Source organism: Pseudomonadota bacterium (assembly GCA_018242545.1).
In the GTDB taxonomy this organism is placed as follows: Bacteria; Pseudomonadota; Alphaproteobacteria; order 16-39-46; family 16-39-46; genus 16-39-46.
The window spans coordinates 1-18,684 of sequence record JAFEBT010000035.1; the positions used below are offsets into that span (position 1 = coordinate 1).

The 18,684-nt window shown below is 37.5% G+C and carries 20 protein-coding genes; 5 read left to right on the top strand and 15 right to left on the bottom strand.

The window, feature by feature from the left end; genetic code table 11:
• Positions 1-281: 281 nt before the first annotated feature.
• The 8 genes from JSS34_05425 to JSS34_05460 form a co-directional block, all read right to left on the bottom strand.
• The gene (locus JSS34_05425; protein ID MBS0185763.1) at positions 282-1,892 is read right to left on the bottom strand and encodes a hypothetical protein; all 1,611 of its coding nucleotides are present in this window, start codon (positions 1,890-1,892) and stop codon (positions 282-284) included.
• 123 nt (positions 1,893-2,015) lie between these two features.
• A complete protein-coding gene (gene rpmE / locus JSS34_05430; GenBank protein ID MBS0185764.1) occupies positions 2,016-2,240 on the bottom strand; it encodes a 50S ribosomal protein L31 in 225 nt (74 codons plus the stop codon).
• Between the two features lie 90 nt (positions 2,241-2,330).
• A complete protein-coding gene (locus JSS34_05435; GenBank protein MBS0185765.1) occupies positions 2,331-3,104 on the bottom strand; it encodes an isoprenyl transferase in 774 nt (257 codons plus the stop codon).
• A 76-nt stretch (positions 3,105-3,180) separates the two neighbouring features.
• Positions 3,181-3,723 (bottom strand): ribosome recycling factor, encoded by a 543-nt coding sequence (gene frr, locus JSS34_05440; protein ID MBS0185766.1) that lies wholly within the window; start codon positions 3,721-3,723, stop codon positions 3,181-3,183.
• Between the two features lie 63 nt (positions 3,724-3,786).
• Entirely contained in the window at positions 3,787-4,515 is a 729-nt protein-coding gene (locus JSS34_05445; protein ID MBS0185767.1) for a UMP kinase, read from the bottom strand.
• A gap of 9 nt (positions 4,516-4,524) precedes the next feature.
• Complete coding sequence (locus JSS34_05450; protein MBS0185768.1) at positions 4,525-5,451, bottom strand: elongation factor Ts; 927 nt, start codon at positions 5,449-5,451, stop codon at positions 4,525-4,527.
• A 90-nt stretch (positions 5,452-5,541) separates the two neighbouring features.
• Entirely contained in the window at positions 5,542-6,354 is an 813-nt protein-coding gene (gene rpsB / locus JSS34_05455; protein MBS0185769.1) for a 30S ribosomal protein S2, read from the bottom strand.
• A gap of 320 nt (positions 6,355-6,674) precedes the next feature.
• The gene (locus JSS34_05460; GenBank protein MBS0185770.1) at positions 6,675-7,001 is read right to left on the bottom strand and encodes an integration host factor subunit alpha; all 327 of its coding nucleotides are present in this window, start codon (positions 6,999-7,001) and stop codon (positions 6,675-6,677) included.
• Between the two features lie 566 nt (positions 7,002-7,567).
• Here JSS34_05460 and JSS34_05465 point away from each other — a divergent pair.
• Both JSS34_05465 and JSS34_05470 read left to right on the top strand, forming a co-directional pair.
• Positions 7,568-8,281, top strand: coding sequence for a hypothetical protein (locus tag JSS34_05465; GenBank protein ID MBS0185771.1), 714 nt, complete (start codon positions 7,568-7,570; stop codon positions 8,279-8,281).
• 274 nt (positions 8,282-8,555) lie between these two features.
• Complete coding sequence (locus JSS34_05470; GenBank protein ID MBS0185772.1) at positions 8,556-9,299, top strand: pyridoxamine 5'-phosphate oxidase family protein; 744 nt, start codon at positions 8,556-8,558, stop codon at positions 9,297-9,299.
• Here JSS34_05470 and JSS34_05475 read toward each other — a convergent pair.
• The 7 genes from JSS34_05475 to JSS34_05505 are packed head-to-tail and all read right to left on the bottom strand — an operon-like array spanning position 9,296 to position 15,257.
• On the bottom strand, positions 9,296-11,104 hold the full coding sequence (locus JSS34_05475) for an Hsp70 family protein (protein ID MBS0185773.1): 1,809 nt from the start codon (positions 11,102-11,104) through the stop codon (positions 9,296-9,298). The genes JSS34_05470 and JSS34_05475 overlap by 4 nt on opposite strands.
• Positions 11,101-11,700, bottom strand: coding sequence for a Fe-S protein assembly co-chaperone HscB (gene hscB, locus JSS34_05480; GenBank protein ID MBS0185774.1), 600 nt, complete (start codon positions 11,698-11,700; stop codon positions 11,101-11,103). The genes JSS34_05475 and hscB overlap by 4 nt, the downstream gene beginning before the upstream one ends.
• Complete coding sequence (locus JSS34_05485; GenBank protein ID MBS0185775.1) at positions 11,693-12,046, bottom strand: iron-sulfur cluster assembly accessory protein; 354 nt, start codon at positions 12,044-12,046, stop codon at positions 11,693-11,695. Before JSS34_05485 ends, hscB begins: the two co-directional genes overlap by 8 nt.
• Positions 12,047-12,048: 2 nt before the next feature.
• A complete protein-coding gene (iscU, locus tag JSS34_05490) occupies positions 12,049-12,444 on the bottom strand; it encodes a Fe-S cluster assembly scaffold IscU (GenBank protein ID MBS0185776.1) in 396 nt (131 codons plus the stop codon).
• A gap of 16 nt (positions 12,445-12,460) precedes the next feature.
• Positions 12,461-13,678, bottom strand: a complete 1,218-nt coding sequence (locus JSS34_05495) for an IscS subfamily cysteine desulfurase (GenBank protein ID MBS0185777.1) — start codon at positions 13,676-13,678, stop codon at positions 12,461-12,463.
• A complete protein-coding gene (locus JSS34_05500) occupies positions 13,679-14,779 on the bottom strand; it encodes a cysteine desulfurase (GenBank protein ID MBS0185778.1) in 1,101 nt (366 codons plus the stop codon).
• Between the two features lie 10 nt (positions 14,780-14,789).
• Entirely contained in the window at positions 14,790-15,257 is a 468-nt protein-coding gene (locus JSS34_05505) for an Rrf2 family transcriptional regulator (GenBank protein ID MBS0185779.1), read from the bottom strand.
• A 225-nt stretch (positions 15,258-15,482) separates the two neighbouring features.
• Between JSS34_05505 and JSS34_05510 the strand changes: the two genes are divergently transcribed.
• From JSS34_05510 to JSS34_05520, 3 genes are read left to right on the top strand one after another with little or no spacing between them, the layout of a single operon-like run.
• Positions 15,483-16,268: an alpha/beta hydrolase gene (locus tag JSS34_05510; protein MBS0185780.1), complete on the top strand. Its 786-nt coding sequence runs from the start codon at positions 15,483-15,485 to the stop codon at positions 16,266-16,268.
• A gap of 29 nt (positions 16,269-16,297) precedes the next feature.
• Positions 16,298-17,239 carry a DMT family transporter gene (locus JSS34_05515; GenBank protein ID MBS0185781.1) on the top strand — a complete coding sequence of 314 codons (942 nt, stop codon included), beginning with the start codon at positions 16,298-16,300 and terminating at the stop codon, positions 17,237-17,239.
• Positions 17,236-18,189: a DMT family transporter gene (locus tag JSS34_05520; protein MBS0185782.1), complete on the top strand. Its 954-nt coding sequence runs from the start codon at positions 17,236-17,238 to the stop codon at positions 18,187-18,189. The genes JSS34_05515 and JSS34_05520 overlap by 4 nt, the downstream gene beginning before the upstream one ends.
• Positions 18,190-18,684 lie beyond the last annotated feature (495 nt).

Here is an 18,684-nt window from a genome sequence, read left to right on the forward strand (position 1 = left end):
AAATTATGGTCTCTATTTCTTAAAAGTCAATCTTTTCAATATCTTCCTTTTTCTTGCTTATATCCAACTGACGTTAACTTACATTCTCTTAAACACCGTAAAACTTTTCACGACATCCAATCTTTATTGATGGAAAGGCCGTAAAATAAGGCTTAGAAGACTCATATTTTTTTATGAAAATCTTGAATCTGTCTAAATTTCTAACACATGATGTATACGTTATATAAAAAAAGACCGCTCTGTTATTTCTTCAAAAGCAGTCTTTTTTTGTTATAAGACCTTTAAAGGATTGGCATCTCAGTAATGATGGGTTTAAAACCTTTCCACCACTTATCTTCAAAAATCCGTAAAATTTCAGCTTGAACTGCGTCATAATCCATCTTCAGTATAGAACCAAGCCCCCCCCTAAAAGAAAAACTCAAAGAATAAGATGGATCATAAAGCTTACCTAGTCCAGGAAGAGATCGGATACAACTTGTTTCATTCACTTTAATAGTTCCCAAAGGGTCATTCCCTTCAGTGTAAACAAGCCACCTCAAGTTACCCCATTGTGTACGTTGAGATGTGATTTTTCCATAACCTTCCCAAGGTCTATTTAAAATCGAGAATTTGCTTATAGGCATAATTGTAGATTCACGTTCAGAACCGATAGAAGGCAGTTCAACAATAAGGATAAGTTCTTTTGTAAAAAAATCATCTCTCATTTTAAGGGCGTTGGTAAAATTTTCAGCGGCCTCATTGGGATCTCTTCCAAAAAAAGGACCAAACTCTTCAAATTGCCGCCCTCCCACAAGAGGTGTAAGCCTTATTTTCTCCCCCGATGTCAACTGATGCATTCCTTCGAGCCTGCCAAAAATACGATTAAAGAGACCCATTTGAGAGGCATACGATAAAGGAGTAATGTCATGCTCCTTCGTTGTAGGCGCTATCTCGAGATTTTCCCTTTCAACACTGGCAATTTTTTTAAAAGTTAAAGACGCCGTTAAAAGTTCCATTTTACCTTGGGTTTCAGTAATATTTGGAAAAGAAAAGCTTGTTCCTTTTAGAGCATTCATTTTCTTTTGAAAAAATCTTGCAATATCATCTCGATCTCCCTCAGAAAAATCCTTCCCGGGAAAAACACCAAATTTTGCACGGGGCTGAAAAGGAATTTTTAAGTGAGACTCACCCTCGTAAACACTTAGGTTAACAGCTTGAACAAATCCTATTCTAGCTCCACCTTCTATAATCCACCAGGTCAGTCCCGAAAGATGGTCGTTTTCAGATTTTAATCCTTCCAATGGGTTATCATCTGAAAATCCTTTAAAAGAAGCGAGAGAAACAATATGGTCCATGTCAGCCTGCCGAACAACGACTCTTCCTTCTTCGAGCGCATGACAACTCTCAATAATTTGAGGAAACGTCGCAAGCCCTTCCTTCATGAACCGCGCTCTATCATGCATAGCTTGAAGAAATTCATAGGGATCGAAACGCTTTTCTTGACAAGAAAGACCACACGTCCATTCTAAAAATTCATCTTTCCCTCCCCGAAGCGGAACCAAGTGAACTTCTTTTCCACTTCGCAATGTAAAGCAAGATGTAATAGATACGAAAAGATGCTCAAATGCTCTTTCAAACCCTTCAGGAGCAGGAGATATATCATATATTTGTTTTTCTTGTGTTAATTTCTCAAGGTCGGAAGTTGACATTTTTGAAAATCTCTCAAGCATTCCTTGCATGCTTGTCTCGCCCGTAGGTTGGTCTGTCTTGATACGAGTTACAACGACAATTGGATGCCCCTCTTCTTCTTTAAGCTCAAAACAAGTCGACATCCCATAGGAAAAACCACTCAAAAAAAGACTCCCTAAGACACTAAGAGCTGTGGACATTTTAAAAAATTTTGTTATTTTCATCTCTTTTCTCCAAAAATATAAAAAAAATAATGTTGTTAAATTTAATAAAAAAAGCCTTATTAAATAAAGGCTTTTTATTTTTTCATAAGAATACTGCTTAAAGTTTCAACTAGCAAAAGGTTTTTAACCTTTTACGCCAATATTTTGAAACCGCTTATTAAATTTATGAACTTGTCCACCAGAATCCATTAAACGATGGATGCCTGTCCAAGCCGGGTGGGATTTTGGATCAATATCAAGACGAAGCGTATCGCCAGCTTTTCCCCATGTTGAGCGGGTTGTAAAACTTGTTCCATCGGTCATGACAACGGTGATTTCATGATAGTCAGGATGAATATTTTCTTTCATTAAAGTAATCCTTTATTGAAAACTGAATTTTTATGAGCCAGATGTTCTTTTACCGAAGTCTTCTAAAGATTGCAAGAAAACTCTTACGCTTTATTTTTTTATTTTATTTTTTGCTGACTTTAAAACTTTGCGTTGATCGCCTCCAAAACGACGTTGTCTTTTTTTAAACTCATTAAGGCCTTCAAGCAACTCTTTTTTTGAAAAATCAGGCCAAAGGATGTCTGTAAATAGAAACTCTGTATAAGCCATTTGCCATAAAAGATAATTGCTAATCCTTATGTCCCCTCCCGTTCGTATAAGGAGATCAGGATCAGGAAGTCCAGCCGTATAAAGATGATCTGAAACCAAATCCTCATTAATTTCTTCAAGTGTGATTTCTTTACCAGCAAGTTTCTTAGCAATATGATATACAGCGCGTGTGATTTCAGCCCGTCCCCCATAATTAAGCGCAAAAGATAAAACAAGGCCTGTGTTCTTCTTTGTTTTTTCAACAGCATTTTCCATTAAAGAAATAAGGTCTTTCGGAAATTTTCCAAGATCTCCTAAAATACGAATTTGAATATTATTTTCAAGAAATTCGTTTAAATGTTTTTTAAGATTATATCTTAAAATCTGCATAATTCCTGAAATCTCAAGTTTAGACCGCTTCCAATTTTCTGTTGAAAAAGCATATACGGTTAAATATTGAATTCCTTCATTCCATACATCACGTAAAATATTACGAAGCGCCTCTGCACCTTGACGGTGGCCTTCCACAACTGAAAGCCCTCGAGAAAGAGCCCACCGACCATTTCCATCAAGAATCAAGGCAAGATGCTTTATGGAAGAATCTTCTAAAGGTTTGGATAAAATTTCAGGACTCATTGTTTGCAATTCTTTAAATTCAATTTAAAAAGGGCTTCTTTCATTTAAAAGGGAACGTCCTTAATATTTTTAAATTTTATATATGAAGAATTTCTTTTTCTTTTTCATGAAACAATTCATCTATTTTTTTTACAAAATCATCGGTTATCTTTTGAATATCTTCTCCCATATGATGATGCTCATCTTCCGAAAGGATGGACTCCTTTAAGAGTCCTTTTAAATGATCCATACCATCCCGGCGCACGTTTCGCACACTTACCCGCGCAAGCTCAGCATATTTGGACGCAATTTTAATAAGTTCTTGGCGACGTTCTTGAGAGAGATCAGGAATCGGAACACGAATAAGTTGTCCATCCGCAATAGGATTTAACCCAAGACCCGCCTCACGTATTCCTTTTTCAACAGCTTTTACCATACTTTTATCCCAAACTTGGACTGTCAACAGACGCGGCTCGGGAACACCAACTGTTCCCAGTTGAGAGAGGTGCATCCGTGACCCATAAGCTTCGATTTGAACAGGATCCAGTAAATTTTGAGAAGCACGACCAGTCCTCAACCCAGAAAATTCTTTTTTTAAGACTTCAAGAGCGCCTTGCATACGTCTCTTTAAATCTGCCATGTCTTCCATAACATTAGGATTTGTCATTGATGATTTCCTCTTCCATGGTTTTATCTTTTTAAATTAACTTATCCGGGTAAACAAACCTTTCCCCAAGACTGCATTCTCAAAAGCTTTACGTGTTATCATTGAAAATACAAGAATTGGGATTTTATTCTCTGCCGCAAGTGAAATTGCTGTAGCATCCATAACTTTCAACTTTTTTTCAAGAACATCTTCATAGGTTAAAGTTTCATAACGTTGAGCTGAAAGATTTTTCTTTGGATCTTCGGAATAGACGCCATCAACTTTTGTGCCTTTTAAAATCACATCACATTTCGTTTCTGAAGCTCTTAAAGCTGCTGCCGTATCAGTTGTAAAAAAAGGATCGCCCGTCCCCCCAGCACAGATAACAATTTTTCCATCCTGTAGATATTGACGGGCTTTCAAGGGATCATAGATCTCACAAATTGGAGACATGGCAATGGCAGATAAAACATGTGCTGAAAGCTGTTCTTTTTCACAAAAACTTTGAATTGCCAAGGCGTTCATTACCGTTGCAAGCATCCCCATATAATCTGCTGAGACACGATCCATTCCTTTAGAAGCTCCAGAAAGACCACGAAAGATATTTCCGCCACCAACAACAAGACAAATCTGAACCCCTAAAGTTTTAAGAGACTTAAGGTCTTGCACAAGGCTTTCAAGAACTTTTATGTCAAGACCATATCCCGCCTCACCCATGAGAGCTTCTCCCGAAACTTTCAAAAGAACGCGTTCATATAAAGGTTGGCATGTCTCTGAAACCATCATATGCTTTCTTTATTTTGCCAATTGTTCAGCGACTTCAGACGCAAAGTCCGTTGTCTTTTTTTCAATTCCCTCACCAAGTTCAAAACGTTCAAATGCTATAAGAGTCACTGGAGTCCCTATCTCTTTTCCAGCTTCTTCAAGTATTTTGCTGATTTTTGATTTACCATCAATAACGTAAACTTGTTCCCACAAGACAACTTCTTCCAAGTACTTCCGGATACGTCCTTCGATCATCTTTTCAATAACATCTTCGGATTTTCCAGATGCAAGTGATTGCTCCCGAAAAATGCGGCGCTCACGATCAAGAGACTCTGAAGAAACATCATCTGTTTTAAGAGCTTCAGGTCGTGCAGCTGCAATATGCATCGCAAGATTCATCCCCAGCTCATGAAGTTTTTCTTTATTTCCTGTAGATTCAAGAGCCACTAAAACACCAATACGTCCAAGTTCTGGCGCAACTTGAGTATGGATGTAAGAGCATACAACGCCATTTTGAACCTTTAATTTACCCAAACGACGCAATGTCATATTTTCTCCAACAGTTGCGATCAATTGTGTCAGTTCTTCTTCTACGGTGCGTCCAGAATCAGGATAAGGTTTTGCTTTAAGAGCTTCAAGATCAGCGACATCTTCAAGAGCAATATGAGATGCTGTCTTTACAAACTTTTGAAATTGCTCATTCCGTGCCACAAAATCTGTTTCCGCATTGACTTCTAAAAGAACACCGGTTGTCCCTTGTGTGACAACACCAATAAGGCCTTCAGATGCAACACGTCCAGATTTCTTTGCTGCCGCAGAAAGGCCTTTTTTCCGGAGCCAATCAATTCCTTCTTCTAAGTCTCCATTGACAGCTTCAAGAGCCTTTTTACAATCCATCATACCAGCCCCGGTTTTTTCACGCAGGGTTTTTACCAGCTGAGACGTAATCTCTGTCATTTTTACCTCAATAAATATCTTTTAACTTACTGACACGCCTTTTGGAAAGAATGATGAAAACTCCTTCCAAATTTTTGAGCATCTTAACTTTTATGATGCTTCACGTGCTGTTTCTTGGGGGGATTCATCAGAACTTACCGAAACCTCTTCTTGGAGTGCAGGTTCATCCGGAGCAGAAATAGCAGCTCCAACATCTATGCCTGCAGCAATCATTTCAGCTTGAAGACCTGATAAGACAGCATTTGCAAATAAATCACAATAAAGAGCAATTGAACGCGTTGCATCATCGTTTCCAGGAACGGGAAGCGTAACCCCATCAGGATTTGAGTTGCTGTCCAATATTCCAATAATAGGAATATTCAATCTTTGGGCTTCTTGAATAGCAATATGATCTTTATTAACATCAAGCACGATTAAAAGATCAGGACGACCTCCCATTTCGCGAATGCCTCCTAATGTCAAACTGAGTTTATCACGTTCATGTTCAATCTTTAAAAGTTCTTTTTTTGTTAATGTTAAGTCTGCTTTCTCTTCCAAAAGCTTATCAAGATCTTTTAGCCTTTTAATAGAATGGGAAATGGTCTTCCAATTCGTGAGCATTCCACCCAACCAACGATGATTGACATAATATTGTCCACATTTTTGAGCAGACTCAGCAACAATCGTACTTGCCTGAGGTTTTGTCCCAACAAAAAGAACGCGTCCTCCTTGGGAGACAATATCTCTAATTGTCGTAAGCGCTTTATGTAAAAGAACAACTGTTTTTTCAAGATGGATAATATGGACCCCATTTCGTACGCCAAAAATGTAAGGAGCCATCTTAGGGTTCCAGCGACGGGGATAATGACCAAAATGAACGCCAGCTTCCAAAAGTTGACGCAATGTAAATGATGGTAAAGACATGTTTATCCTTAATGTTTTCCGGTTAGACCTCCGTGGGCAAAGAGCCTGGGACTTTCCCAAGCACCGGAGGGATCAACATGCGTTGCTCCCTAATCCCACGTGCGATGAATTGACTTTTCTATACCTTGCTCACACTTTCCTTGCAAGAAAAAAGTTACGAACTCAAAATTCTAATGGAAATCTTTTTTAGAAATCTCTTCTAAGATTCTCCATTCTTCTTCATTTTTTTTAAAGGAACAAGAAAAGCATAAATATGAAAAGCCATCTCAATTGAGATGGCTATCCTTTTAGAATCATAAACAAGCATTTTTATCTAAGAACTATGCCTTTTTTGAATTCACACGGCTCTTTAAGTGATGGGAAGGCCGAAAAGTAATCACTTTTCTTTTTACAATTTCTGCTTCTTTTCCAGTTTTCGGATTGCGTCCAATACGGGATGATTTCTGATTCACAAGAAAAGATCCAAAAGAAGAAATTTTTACGTCTTCTCCTTGGGCAAGCCGCGCACAGATTTCCTCAAAAAAGCCATCTACAATATCAATATATCTTTGTTTGGAGAGGCCAAGAAGGCTGCCATAACGCTCTTGAATGGCATCTGAAAGTCGTGCACGTGTCATAGCATTTGATTTATTTTCATCATGTTTCATAATTCTTATTTTCTCCCATTCTTATTTGTAATTTCTAAAGAGCTGTTAAAAAGCCTTATTTAAAACTCATTAGAAAATCCGACAAAATTTTAAACGGTGAAGTTTTTACAAATTTTAAGAGTTTTTCTTTTATTTGAAAAGTCTCCAGACATTTAAAAGCCGATCTCAGCTCAAGATCTCCATTTTCTTGTTGCTTGTTATTTGTAACTTGATTTTAACCTTAAATAGAAACGTCCGTCAATCTCTTTGACATATTATTTTAACTCTTCTATTAAATACAGAGATTTATGAGAAAAATAAAGCTTTTTTTGAGGCGTTTGAAAGCAAAATAGATATTTTCCTTTTTCAAGAAGCTTTTTCTCAATTTCAGATTCAGGACTTTTTTCTTGCCATATTTTTGAATGTCTCATTTTATGAAAATTATAAAAATTTCCTCCTCATCTTATGCTTAAAATTGAATTGACAGAAATAAATTTTTGCAGATATCATATTAGGAAATAATAAATTATAAGGCCGGCGTCTGTGCCAGATTTTTAGTAACAAAAAAAAAGATACGGAGCATCAAAATGAAAATAAAAAAATTTGGGTTATTAAGCGCATCACTTGTTGTTGCTCAATTGATAACAATTGGTTCTACACAAGCTGCATATGTTATGGTCACTGAACCAGAGACCGCTCAGAAAGGGATCACTATACCTGCAGTTCGTTCTGAGGACAAATATTCATCCGATGATGCAACACACGCTCTTCGTCTTGTTGGAGAAAACATCGATCATAGTCATAAAATAAGCCAAACCATTAATGGCACCATTAAGTCACATGTGTTAGCAGATGGCCTTCAAGAGCATCCTGATGAAAAAAGTCAACACCAAGCTATTTATAATGAAGGTGTAAAAAAAGTACATCCCAACCAAAGGCGCGTATTAGAGGCCATGAAAGTTGTTGCAAGACATTTAGGCGGGGCTGCTGGAATTGAGCACATAAATACAACAACCGTAGATGACCCCACAATCTCCTCTGATAAAGTTACAGCTCATGCACAATTAACTCATATGTCAAATATTACCCTTGGCAATATTCAAAATATCCAATTAGCACACCTTACAATTGCTAATGCTTATGCGGCAGCGTCCCCTGAAAAACAAAGTGCGGCCCTTCCCCTCATTAATGACACTTTAAGCCGTATTAAAGAAGTTCATAAAGGCTTCCAAGCGGTGGGACAAAAAATGGAAGAGCATTATGGCGCTGTTAAAGAAGATATTCTAAAAAAATCTAATTAATTTTTTATCCTCACAAAGCATAAACGCATGGAATTACTCTGGATTCCATGCGTTTTTCCTTTTCAACCTCTTCTATTTTTTTATTCTATTTAAAAAGCGATATCTCTTTACAAAAGAATTTATTTGGAAAATACTTTTAATAAATTCTTTTTATTAGAAAGAAGAAGGTTCATCTTGATTGAGTTAAAGCGGTTGTTACCCAAAACTTTTCTAAAAATTAGTCCGCTTTTTAAAAGTAAAAAATTTAACAATATCAAACAAGGAATACTGTGTAATGAATTATAAAAAATATCTTTTTGTTTTTTCTTCTGCTTTGCTTTTTTCTTATTCTACAAATTATATCCATGCTGCAAATGGAGACATCATCGTTCAAGGAGGAACAGTCTTTCATCCTTTGGAATCTTTTACTCCTCAATTACAAACTGATATACAAGAATACAACAGCCCTGTTGCAGTGTGGCAGGAATTTCAAAATCGTTTAGATGCAGCAGGGGCATTTAAACCTGTAGGTCCTGTTTCAGTTGGTTCTCTTACAACAATAGACCCTCTTACAAATTTTATCTTCACACGAGCAGTTGGAGTAACCCCTCAACCAGACAGCCATTCTTTTTATCTTCACACAAATCCCAATAGCCCTAAAATGAAACACTTACAGGCGTCCAACAATGTAGGCTTATATCAAGCATGGCACACCCCTCAAAAAAGTTATCAAATTGCGCTTTCTGGCACAATTTCACATAAAGCCGATGTTGGGGATATTAATGTTCCTCTTCCAGATAGGAGTAATTATAACTCACAGTGGCATAGATATGAGTTTTTACCCAATAGGGCTGATGTAACGGTATTAACGCATTACCACCATAACAATGTTGGATATTGTGTTGTCGAAGGAATGCAGTATACCAAGGAACCAACTGGTGCATGGAAAGTAAAACTAAAACCCCTTTATATTGGGAGAAATTCCTATAAGTTCAGTCCAGAAGAACTTGCAAATATAAAAAAAGCTGAGAAATTTTAAACTTCTTTCGGAATTTTCCTTAAAACTTTCTGAACTTCTTTTGACAACCTTTTTTCCATAAGAAATTCTGCTCCTTGTGAAAGCGCTTGCTGCTTTTCTTTTAAAAGACTCACATTTTCTTGAATTAAAGCGTCTTCGCTTTCTTTTAAAAGCGTTTTCAAACCGTTATGTTGAGAAGAATCTTGATCTTTTTCGAGCGCTTTTTTAACAAGCTGAATGTCTTGCTCTAAATGAAAACGTGCCTCTAAAAGGAGACGTTTTTGAAGATCTTCCTCCCCATGATGGAGACTCTCAAAGAGTGTCTCTTTAATTTTTTCGAGATCCATTCCATAAGTAGGATAAACGGTAATTTCTTGATGAATACCTGTTGACTTCTCATGGGCAGAAACAGTCAAAAGTCCATCTGCATCCATGGAAAAAGAAACATTAATTCGAGGAAGGCCGGCGGGCATCGGCGGAATTCCTCTCAACTCAAAACGCGCAAGGGATTGACAATCTGATACAAGCTCTCTTTCTCCTTGGACAACATGAATCAAAAGCGCATTTTGTCCATCCTCAGAGGTCGTAAATTCTTGAGATTGTCGCAAAGGAATCGGGCTATTTCTCGGAATAATTCTATCCACAATGCCTCCCATTGTCTCAATTCCCAAAGAAAGAGGGGTCACATCAAGAAGAAGCGTATCCGATCCAAAAACAAGGGCATGCGCTTGATAAGCGGCGCCTATAGCAACCACATGATCGGGATCTAAATTTGTTAAAGGTTCTTTGTTAAAAAATGTTTTAAGCATTTTTCGAACAAGGGGCGTCCTTGTTGCGCCTCCAACCAATATAAGACCTTCTATCTCTTCTTTTTTAACATCAGCATCCTGAAGGACAGATGAAACGATTTTAATCGTTTTTCCAATCATTTCTTGAATAAGATGATTATACTGATCTTGTGTTAAAGATACCGAAATGATTTTTTCGTCAACTTGGAAAGATTCTTCGAGTGACGCCATTATGCTCAACTTCTCTTTTAAGGAACGTACCTTTAATAACACGTCAGTTAAGTGAGCAGGGTTTTTTTCAAGTTCGGCTTTAAGTTCCAGATTTTGATCTTTTAAAAATGCTAAAAGAGCCTCATCAAAATCATCCCCTCCAAGCTTAAGGTCGCCTCCTGTTGCAATGACCTTAAAAAGACCTTTTTCAAGCCTGAGGAGGGAAAAATCAAAGGTCCCTCCTCCTAAATCATAGACGGCGTAGAGACCCTCTACCTTTTTATCAAGGCCATAGGCAAGCGCGGCTGCCGTCGGTTCATGAATGAGCCGTAAGACCTCAAGGCCTGCTTTCTCGGCAGCCATCTTTGTTGCAAAACGGGCAGCTTCATCAAAATAGGCTGGAATGGTAATAACTGCTTTTGTAATAGGCTTTTTTAAATCTAGGGAGGCTTGCTCTTTGATAAATTTTAAAATCTCAGCAGAGACATCAAGAGGTGTTATAGGCTTTCCCTGCATGTTAAAAGTTTTTAAACCAACCTGATTCATAAAACGTTTTGCAGACTTTATAACTTTTTCTGAAGAAAACATTAGGTCATGCAGAGCTTCCTCACCAACATGAATGCCCTCTTGTGTATAAGACACAATTGAAGGAATAAGAGTGGTCCCTTTGGACATTTTAATAAGCCGTGGTAGGGATTCTTTCTCTTCTAAGACAGCGACAACGGTGTTTGTCGTGCCAAGATCAATTCCAAGAGCAGGAGAATTATTTTCAGCTGTTTCTTTATCTTTTTCTTTCAATGGTTCTGTGATTTGAAAGTAATGTGTCATCGTACTTTTTCCTGAACCATTTTATAAAGAGACATATGATATTGGAGTTGATCTAAAAGGTCAGAGGCTTTTTGAAAATCCTTGCTTTCAAAAGCCTCGCCTATTGCTTTTTCGCACTTTAAAAGACGCGCTTTTATTTCATTTTTTGCTTTCAGAAGCTCAACTTCATTTTCAAGCATCTTTAAACGTTCTTGTGCTTCCATCATCATCATTAAAAAAAGGGGATCTTGCGTTTTTTTTAAACTTTCTTCGGACCTTTTGTTTAAGCTCAAAAGATGATGGCCTCTTAAAGCGGAAGATTTAAGAATACGATAGGCTTCATTTAAAAGCATCGTGTAGTCTTCAGCTTTTATACGCTCTTCTTCTGATTTTAGAACAAATTGATCAGGATGTAAGAGGCGTTGTCGCATCAGATAATTTTTTTCAAGTTCTTGCAAACTGAGTAAATACTCCTCTTTTAGTCCTAAAATATGAAAGTATGAAGAAGACTTCTTTGGCTTTGAAAGCTTTCCACAAAGTTTACAAAAAAAATGAGAAACGTCTGTTGGGTCTTCAGGAAATTCACAAAAATGCTCAGAAATTTCCTTTTCAAACATGAAAAGATTCTCCACACCCACACCGACCTTTTTCATTTGGGTTTTTAAAGACAAACCCAGAATTCAAATCCGTTTCCTCATAGGTCATTTCTGTTCCAATTAAAAACATAACAGCCTTTGCTTCAATAAAGAGGCTTACACCATGGACCGTTATCTTTTCATCTAAAGGAGAGGCCTCATCTGCATATTCAAGAACATACGAAAGTCCGGAACATCCCCTTGATTTAACACCAATCCGAATCCCAAGAGAAGGTTTTTGACGCTTTTCAAGAAGTTCTTTAATTTTCTTGGCAGCATTTTCATCTACTTTTAGAAAAGACGGACGCGACCTTTCAGGAGCAGTCATTTTTATTCTCGGCCTTTAGAAGATTGTTTATTTTGATAGTCTTCTATGGCCGCTTTAATGGCATCCTCAGCGAGCACAGAACAATGAATTTTTACAGGGGGAAGGGCGAGATGCTGGGCAATTGAATTATTTTTAATATTCGTTGCTTCAGTCAACGTCATACCACATAAAAGTTCCGTCACATAAGAACTGGACGCAATCGCAGAACCACACCCAAAGGTCTTAAACTTTGCTTCTTCAATCACCCCATCGTCCGTAACGCGAATTTGAAGCTTCATAACATCTCCACACGCAGGTGCCCCAACAAGCCCCGTTCCCACATTCTTATCTTTTGGATCTAACGCCCCCACATTACGAGGGTTTTCATAATGATCTAAAAGTTGCCGACTATATGACATATTTCTCTCTCCTCTTTTAATGCCCTGCCCATTTTACAGAATTAACATCAATTCCCATTTGGGCCATTTCCCAAAGAGGACTCATTTCACGAAGACGCTTCACCGCTTTAATAATACTCTCAGCAGCTTCATCTACTTCCTGGTCTGTCGTAAATCGACCAAACCCAATTCGCAATGAAGTATGCGCTAAATCTTCTGACACACCGAGAGCTCTTAAAACATAAGAAGGCTCTAAAGATTCTGATGTACATGCGGACCCAGATGATAATGCTAAATTCTTAATTCCCATCATCAATCCCTCACCTTCAACATAAGCAAAACTTAAATTTAAATTTCCAGGAATTCTTTTTTCAAGATCTCCATTTAAATAAACATCTGAAAGAGCACTTTGTATTTTTTCAAGAAATCTATTTCTAAGATTTCTTAAGCGCTCATTCTCCGCATCTCTTTCTTGATCTGCAATGAAACATGCTTCTCCCAATCCAACACAAAGGGGTGTCGGAAGTGTTCCAGACCTAAACCCACGTTCTTGTCCGCCGCCATGAATAAGCGTTTCGAGTCGAACGCGTGGCTTTCTTCGAACATAAAGAGCTCCAATACCTTTGGGACCATATATCTTATGTCCTGAAAGACTTAATAAATCAATATTCATTGAATTGACATCAAGGGGGATTTTTCCAACAGCTTGAGCGGCATCTGTATGAAATAACACCCCTTTGGCCCGACAAAGTTCTCCAATTTCTGAAAGGGGTTGGATAACGCCAATTTCGTTATTAACTGCCATAATTGACACAACACTTGTCTGAGGCGTCAACGCTTTTGAAAGAACATTTATATCAATAAGTCCATTTGGTAGAACAGGCAAGTATGTAATCCTAAATCCATTCTGTTCAAGATAACGACACGTATCAAGAACACACTTATGCTCCGTTAAAGTGGTTATAAGATGATTTTTTTGATCTTTATAAAAATAGGCCGCTCCTTTAAGCGCTAAATTATTTGCTTCTGTCGCGCCACTTGTAAAAACAATTTCCCTTGGATCAGCATGAAGAACGTGAGCAATTTGCGCACGTGCTTTTTCAACAGCTTCCTCTGCATGCCATCCATATACATGATTCCGAGAATGTGGATTTCCAAAGTCCTCTTTAAAAAAAGGAATCATTTTTTCGAATACCCGTGCATCACAGGGTGTTGTTGCCTGATAATCAAGATAAATTGGCCTTGTTATCTTCATTTAAGATTTTCCTTGTATATGTGAATAGACAGTAATAAAACGTTCAATATCTTCTCGGCCAGTTTCTGGTCCTAAGCTTATGCGAATAACAGAGGAGACAATTTCTTGCCGCACTCCCATCGCTTTTAAGACAGAAAATCCCTTAACAACTCCCGATGAACAGGAAGCTCCAGAACTCACGCAAATTCCCTCTAAGTCCAATTGAATAACTTGAGTGCTGCTCGGTAGAGAAGGCCTGCTCATTAAGGTGGTATTTGGAAGGCGAGAAACCTTATCTGAAGCAATAAAAAGATCTGAAAACTTTTCTCTTAACGTTGATTCTAAAAATAAACGATGGGATTTTATGACTTCCCATTTTGGAAGATCAATGTTTTCAATGGCTTTCCCAAAACCGGCAATTCCAGAAACATTTTCAGTTCCCGAGCGCAAACGACGTTCTTGGCCTCCTCCTTCATAAAGACCTTTAAAAGGGAGTCCTTCTCGAATATAAAGTGCCCCCACGCCCATGGGTCCCCCAATTTTATGCCCTGAAAAGCTCATGAGATCAACTTTTAAGTCTTCCTGTGAAATTGGAATTTTTCCAAGAGATTGGGCTGCGTCCACATGCATTAAAGCCGCATGTTTATGAACGATTTCTCGAATTTCTGAGATCGGCTCTATGACCCCACATTCATTATTGGCCATCATCACTGAAACCAATACTTTTTTTCCTTGAACAGATTTTAAAAGAGACGTCAAAGCCTCTAAATCAATAATCCCTTGAGAATTAACTGGAATTTTCTGAAAGTGTGCATTTGGGTGATGTTGGGCTGTTTGAAATACGGAAGCATGTTCAATGGAAGAAACCAAAAAAACATCCGCATCCACACCTCTCAAGGCCATAGCATTTGCTTCTGTACCACCACTTGTAAAAATAAGATTTTGCGGAGGAACATCTAAATAATCCCCTAAAATTTCACGTGTTTTATTAATTATAGCTTTTGCTTTTTTTCCCGATTGATGAATCGAAGAAGGATTCCCAAAATGGTCTAAAGCAGAACACATCGCCTCTTTCACCCCTTTTCCAAGAGGCGCATTGGCATTATAATCTAAGTAAATCACTCTGTGGGCTCTAGACATTTTTAACTTCAATAAGTTGATTTTCTCGATTGGTTTGAGGGTCTTGATAAATTTCTTCTAAAGAAAGAGAGTGAAGATATTGAAAAAGACGCCTTTCAAGCTCTTCCCATACATGATGAACTTGGCATCTTTTTTGATTATGGAGACATCCTTTTTTATTTTGAGGGGTGCACCGTGTTATATGAAAAGACTCTTCTGCAGCTTCCATAACATCGGCCACAGAAATCTCATGGGGGGGTCTTCCAAGAACATATCCTCCTCCTACGCCACGAACACTTCGAACTAACCCTTTTTTTCTGAGTTTTGAAAAAATTTGCTCAAGATACAAAATAGAAATTTCTTGTTGCTCTGCAATTACAGAAAGAGGAATAGGATATCCTTTATATCGTTGCTCTTTCTCAGCCGCCACAAGTTGAATCATGGCCATTACAGCATATCTACCCTTCGTTCCAAGATGCATCTGAAATATATCCTTATTTAACAGAACTTCTTTAATTTTTTTAAAAGCAATAACTCAAAACTTGACTAATAAAATCAACTTTAAAAGCTATACACCTAAAATTGAATTTCGTCAAAAAAAATGAGATTTCTCTTTAAAAAAAAAAACTTTTCTTTTACAGTAATTCATCAATTATGATTTTTGACCACTTTCTCTTTAACCTCTTCTATATTTATGAGGATTTTCATGCCAGAAATTATCATTAATGGCCCCGTTGGACGGCTCGAAGGACGCTATCATCTTTCTCCCAATTTAGATGCTCCCGTAGCCTTAATTCTTCATCCACACCCCCTCCATGGCGGAAGCATGAATAACAAAGTTACTTACTTGACTTATCAAGCCTTTGTCCAAAAAGGATTTACCGTTATGCGATTTAACTTTCGCGGCGTTGGACGTTCTGAAGGATCTTATGATGAAGGAGAAGGAGAGCTTAGTGATGCTGCCACTTTGCTAGATTGGCTTCAAGCCTTTAGACCCAATGCACGTTCATTTTGGGTCTCTGGATTTTCTTTTGGCGCATGGATTGGGATGCAGCTTCTCATGCGACGTCCAGAAGTACGTGGGTTTATTTCTATTGCTCCTCCTGCAAACATGTACGACTTTAGTTTTCTTGCCCCCTGCCCTGTTTCGGGAATGATTCTTCATGGGGACAGGGATGATATTGTTCCACCAGATTCTATTAAACTCTTGATTGAAAAACTTTCAAAGCAACGCGGGATCACCATTACACATAATGTTATTGAAGGAGCAGGCCATTTTTTTAAAGAGCATATGCTCGAACTCAATCAACAAATTTTAAGCTATTTAGATGGCGCTGATCAAAGAGAACAAGAACCCTTTCGATATCTCGAGAAAAAAGGAGCGACTCTTTCTTCTTCTGTCCTTGACCAAGAGGAAGATCTTTTAGATCTTGATGATTTTGATGACGATGATGAAGATGACGAAGATTTAAAATATGCAATAAACGATTAGATTTCATAATTTCAAAAACGGGAGTCCCAATGCCTCAAACGCTTTTTCAAAAACATTCAAAAGGCATTTTATCGATGCTGCTTGCGTTTTTCTTTTTTGGAATTGGGAATGCCCTCGTAAAAGACACCACACAAACTTATTCCATTTCACAAATTTTAAGTATTCGAAGTTTTACCATTCTTCTTCCTCTTCTTTTTTACATTTTTTTCATTCAGAAAAAAACAAAACCTTTTACTGTTTTTAAAACAGAAAATTTAAAATCTCATTTTTTTAGAGGGTTTCTTGTTATTGTCTCTCTTTGGTGCATCTTTGCAGGACTTGGACTTCTCCCGCTTGCAAATGCAACTGTTTTAGGATTCACGAATGTCTTGTTTATGTCCATCATATCCATTCCTTTCTTAAAAGAAAAAGTAAGTTTTCCACAATGGATCGCCATCTTTATTGGCTTTTCAGGTGTTTTGGTTATCGCACGCCCTGGTTCAGATCTTTCTAATTTTATAGAACTTGGGGCCATCTTTATGCTCATTGGAGGACTTTTAGATGGCATGGTCCTCCTTTATCCACGTAAAATGGGAAAAAAAGATTCTGTTCTTACCATTTTAGTTTATTACGCGCTTTTTTCTCTCTTTTTTGGTCTTTGCCTAATGGTCTTCGAAGGATGGGTACCAATTGCGTCTTCAGAAGACCTTCTTTTCTTAGTAGGTGTTGGATTTTTTAGTCTTTTAGGACAACTTTTTGCCACGCAAGCCTTTCAATATGCACCAGCGGGGCTTCTCTCCCCTCTTATTTATTCTATTCTCATTTGGTCAGCTCTTTTCGGATATTTAATTTGGGGCGAAATTCCAGATATCTATACCTTTATAGGCGCAGCCATCCTTATTGGAAGCGGATGTTATGTTATTTATAAATCTCCCACACAAGCCACAATTACAGAAGAAATTCCGTTAAGTCCAGAAGGTGGACATGGATGAGAGAAACTGGAGATAACTTTACGCTCGTTGAATACCTTCCTCTTTTAGAAAGCAATCCCCAAAAGAACTCTCATCCTCTAAAAGGTGCTTTTTATTTTCTTTTGGGTGTCCTTGCTTATTCAATTGCAAATGTTTTTATTAAAACATCCTCCGAATATTATCCCCTCGGAGAAATGGTCATTTTAAGGGGACTTATTTTTTTCATCCCTTTAACTTTTTATATTTTAATCCGTCACTTTAAGCATCTCTCTTCGGTTTTTTCGACATCTCATCTTAAAATTCATGCCTTTCAAGGGATTTTATCAGCTTTTTGTCTTTATTTTTTATTTTATGCTTTTGATTTGATGCCTCTTTCGGATGCAACAGCAATTAGTTTCTCTGAAACGTTTATTATTACTCTTCTTTCTTTTTTCTTTTTTAAAGAGCCTATAAAACTTAAAAATTGGCTTGCAATTACCCTTGGCTTTGGAGGCGTTTTAATTATAACGAAGCCCTTTACAGCTCCCTTTACGCTTCATCTTAAACCTGCTCTTGCTTGTGTCTTAGCCGTTACTTTTGATGCACTTGTTTTGCTTTCTTTTCGTAAGATTGTTAAACAGGATAGAATCCTTACCATTTTATTTTATTATGCTTTGTTTTCAACACTTGGAGGGATGATTTTTACGCCTTTTGAGACATGGGTTCCTCTCATTCAAGACCATGTATGGGACATCCTTGGGCTTGGGGTTTTTGGAGCGCTGGGTCAAAGTTTTCTTGTTCTTGCTTTTCGGCAAGCAAGTCCTGCTTTTTTAGCACCTTTAATTTATACACAGCTTCTGTGGTCTTTATTATTTGATGAAATGATTTGGAATCAACCGCCCTCGTCTTCACTCATTTTAGGGAGCTTTATTATTATTTTCAGTGGCATTTATCTTCTGAAACATACTAAAAGTCACGCTCCTCTTAAATAAACTGTCATTTGCGTCATATCATGTGACACATTCAGAAGATGAAATTCCTAAAAAAACAAAAAACTTTTTTCCTTTTTCAAATTACTCCACTCATCTCTTTTTACCAATTTGTTAACGTTCTTTTATAACAACTAAACTTACCGCTTTTTTAAAAATATACTTTATAGATGAAAAAATGCCATTTAAACCTCATATAATCGACATTTGTTGATTACATGAGGACTGGGGTAATCTATACCCTCAAACTCCATATGAAGAAGGAACAGGATGCTCCGGCGCGCTGATTTACGATATAAATTGCAATGAACAATCTCCAAGCTGGATACCCTAACGTTGTTTTTCTTATTCAGGTTAAGATAGAAAATTTATAAAGCTTCCAGATCCCGTTCTTATACTATTTCCATAAATTAAAATAACAAATAGACTTTTAAAAAGAAAAGAGATATAGTTGCTGACATGTTCATAATGAAAGGAAAAAATGAATGGCAGGTGTCA